Source organism: Methylobacterium sp. CCH5-D2, assembly GCF_001556475.1.
In the GTDB taxonomy this organism is placed as follows: Bacteria; Pseudomonadota; Alphaproteobacteria; order Rhizobiales; family Beijerinckiaceae; genus Methylobacterium; species Methylobacterium hispanicum.
Genome location: NZ_LSIX01001150.1, coordinates 1 through 3,381 on the forward strand (window position 1 = coordinate 1; position 3,381 = coordinate 3,381).

Genomic DNA, 3,381 nt, shown 5'->3' on the forward strand with positions numbered 1-3,381 from the left:
TCGCCGGCCCGGGCGGCGGCAGCGCCGGGAAGCCCGTGGGCCTCGTGCATTTCGGTCTTGCCGCGAAGGGGCGCCCGGTCGTGCACCGGGAGCGCCGCTTCGGCGATGCCGGCCGGGCCGAGATCAGGCGGCTCGCGGTTGCCGAGGCGCTGGACCTCCTGGACGAGGCGCTCCCCGCCAATCCTGGCGGCTGAAGGCGGCAGCGATCCGCTGCCTTCCGGCGCTCGCCCCGCGCCGCCGGTGCGCGCGGCGGTGGACGCCCTGCCCCTGGGCTGACCCGCGGGCGGACGCACCTCCGCGATCGCCGTTGCGCTCCCACCCAATCGACGTAGGATCGCCGGGCGAGAGGAACGCCCGATGGAGCCAAGCCCCGCGGTCTGCATCGTGGGCGGCGGCCCGGCCGGAATGATGGCGGGGCTGCTGCTCGCCCGCGCCGGCCTCGCCGTCACGGTGCTGGAGAAGCACGCCGACTTCCTGCGCGATTTCCGCGGCGACACGATCCACCCCTCCACGCTCGACCTGATGGACGAGCTCGGCCTCGGCGACGCCTTCCGGGCCCTGCCCCATCGCCGGGTCGAGACGCTGGCCGGCGTTCTCGGCGGGCGCTCCTACCGCATCGCCGACTTCCGGCACCTGCCCGCGCGCAACCGCTTCATCGCGCTGATGCCGCAATGGGATTTCCTCGATTTCCTGGCACGCGCCGGCCGCCGTCATCCCGGTTTCCACCTGCAGATGCGGACGGAGGCGACCGCCTTCGTCGAGGAGGCGGGGCGCGTCGCGGGCGTGCACGTGAGGGGACCGGAGGGCCTGCGGACCATCGCGGCCGATCTCGTCCTGTGCGCGGACGGGCGCCACTCGGTCCTGCGGGCGCAGGCCGGCCTGTACCCCCTGGCGTTCGGGGCGCCGATGGACGTGCTCTGGTTCCGCCTCTCGCGCCGGCCCGAGGAGGACGAGGCGACGGCAGGCCATCTCGGCCGCGGCCGTATTCTCGTGACCCTCGACCGGGGCACGCACTGGCAATGCGCCTACGTGGTGCCGAAGGGCGGCGCGCCCCCGATCCGGGAGCGCGGCCTGGCGGCCTTCCGGACCGAGATCGGCGCGCTCGTGCCCTTCCTGGCCGGACGGACCGATGAGATCGCATCGTGGGAGGAGGTGAAGGTGCTCACCGTCGCGGTTGACCGGCTCGAGCGCTGGCACCGGCCGGGCCTGCTCTGCATCGGGGACGCCGCGCACGCCATGTCGCCGGTCGGCGGCGTCGGCATCAACCTGGCGATCCAGGACGCCGTCGCGGCCGCAAACCTGCTGGCCGCGCCGCTGCGGGCGGGTACGCTGACGGAGTTCGACCTCGCCCGCGTCCAGGCCCGCCGGATGCGGCCGGTGCGGCTGACGCAGGGCCTGCAGCGGCTCATCCAGGATCGGGTGATCGCCCGGGTGCTCGGCGGCGACGGACCCTTGAGGCCGCCGCTCGCCCTGCGCCTCCTCGACGCCCTACCCCCGCTGCAGCGCCTGCCGGCCCGGCTGATCGGGCTCGGCGTCCGGCCGGAGCACGTCGCCGGGCCAGGGCGCCCTCAGGCCGTCGCGCCGTAGATCCGGTCGGCCCGGCCCTCGAAGGCGTCGGTGAACTTGCGGAAGGCCCGGTCGAACATCGTGCCCATCAGGAGGCCGAGCGTCCGGCTCTTGAACTCGTAGGTGATGAAGAAGTCGACGTCGCAGCCGCCCGTCGCGTTCTCGCGAAAGCTCCAGCGGTTCTCGAGATGCCGGAACGGGCCGTCGATATACTCCGCCACGATCTTGAGCGCCGGCCGGTCGAGGCTCACCCGCGTGGTGAAGCGCTCGCGGATCGCCTTGTAGCCGACCCCCATCTCGGCGACCAGAACCTCCTGGCCCTCCGCGCTGCCGGGCACGCGGCGCAGCACCCGCAGCGACTCGCAGAGCGGTAGGAAGGCCGGATACTGCTCCACGTCGGCCACGAGGTCGTACATCTGCTGCGGCGTGTGGCGGACCGCGCGGGTAACCCGGAAGGAGGGCATGCGAAACCGAGGAACTCAGGCGGATCTGGCGGGAGCGAGGCGGGCGTTGCGGGCCGCCTGGAGCCGGGCGAAATCCTCGCCGGCATGGTGCGAGGAGCGCGTCAGCGGCGTCGCCGAGACCAGCAGGAAGCCCTTGGAATAGGCCGTGGTCTCGTAGGTCTTGAACTCGTCCGGCGGCACGAAGCGCACCACCTCGTGGTGCTTCTTGGTCGGCTGCAGGTACTGGCCGATGGTCAGGAAATCGACGTCGGCCGAGCGCAGGTCGTCCATCAGCTGCACCACCTCGTTCCGGTCCTCGCCGAGGCCGACCATGATGCCGGACTTCGTGAAGATCGTCGGATCGAGCTCCTTCACCCGCTGCAGCAGCCGCACCGAGTGGAAGTAGCGCGCGCCGGGACGCACGGTCAGGTACTTGCCCGGGACCGTCTCGAGGTTGTGGTTGAACACGTCGGGCTTGGCGGACACGACCACCTCCAGCGCACCCTCCTTGCGCAGGAAGTCCGGCGTCAGGATCTCGACCGTGGTGCCGGGGCTCGCCCGCCGGATCTCCGCGATCGTGCGGGCGAAGTGCTCCGCGCCGCCGTCCTTCAGGTCGTCGCGATCGACCGAGGTGATCACGACATGGTGCAGCCCGAGCTTGGCGACCGAGTCCGCGATCTTCAGGGGCTCGTCGGTGTCGAGCGCCGCGGGCAGGCCGGTGCGCACGTTGCAGAAGGCGCAGGCCCGCGTGCAGGTGTCGCCCATGATCATGAAGGTGGCGTGCCGCTTCTCCCAGCACTCGCCGATATTCGGGCAGCCCGCCTCCTCGCAGACGGTGACGAGGCCGTGCTCGCGCACGATGGCACGGGTCTCCGACCAAGCCTTCGAGCCCGGCGCCTTCACGCGGATCCAGTCGGGCTTGCGGGCCTGGACGGGCTGGTCCGGCCGGTGCGCCTTCTCGGGATGGCGCGGACGCGCGGTCGCCGGGCGAGGATCGTTCGTCAGGAGATCGAGGACGACGGCCATACAGGAATCTTCGCCTCACCGCGCAGGCGCTCCCGCGCCGGCGGGGCTTTCTCAGGGAAGTCCCTGACTTAAGCCCTTACCCCCGTGACCGCAAACCCGCGCGACCGCCCGCCGCGCTCCGGGCGGGACAGCCTCGCCGCCCCGTCACCGGAAAGCCCGCGGACGCTGCGTCCCGGACCCGGCGGCCGCCCTTCGCCGACGAGGCAGGCGAGGACGCCCGGCCGGGCGAGACCGAGCTCGCGCACGCAGCCGGCAGCGCGCGTTGAATCGGCGTGCTCCGGCACGGGTTGTCAGCGCACGCCGGAACGGCTTAGTCAGCCCACGTCCCGGCGGGACGCTCCCGAAC

Annotated in this window: 4 protein-coding genes; 2 read left to right on the top strand and 2 right to left on the bottom strand. The window is 72.4% G+C overall.

Annotated features, from left to right (window positions below; all coding sequences use genetic code 11):
* Both AX737_RS31245 and AX737_RS31250 read left to right on the top strand, forming a co-directional pair.
* Window positions 1–194 (top strand): CinA family protein (locus tag AX737_RS31245; RefSeq protein WP_197430782.1); only part of this gene is annotated, 194 nt, incomplete at its 5' end.
* 163 nt (window positions 195–357) lie between these two features.
* Window positions 358–1,587 carry an FAD-dependent oxidoreductase gene (locus AX737_RS31250; RefSeq protein WP_066928070.1) on the top strand — a complete coding sequence of 410 codons (1,230 nt, stop codon included), beginning with the start codon at window positions 358–360 and terminating at the stop codon, window positions 1,585–1,587.
* Here the strand turns inward: AX737_RS31250 and AX737_RS31255 are convergent.
* Window positions 1,569–2,030 (bottom strand): type II toxin-antitoxin system RatA family toxin, encoded by a 462-nt coding sequence (locus tag AX737_RS31255; RefSeq protein WP_066928072.1) that lies wholly within the window; start codon window positions 2,028–2,030, stop codon window positions 1,569–1,571. The genes AX737_RS31250 and AX737_RS31255 overlap by 19 nt on opposite strands.
* Before the next feature lie 15 nt (window positions 2,031–2,045).
* Window positions 2,046–3,035: a lipoyl synthase gene (lipA, locus tag AX737_RS31260; protein ID WP_066928074.1), complete on the bottom strand. Its 990-nt coding sequence runs from the start codon at window positions 3,033–3,035 to the stop codon at window positions 2,046–2,048.
* Window positions 3,036–3,381: the final 346 nt, after the last annotated feature.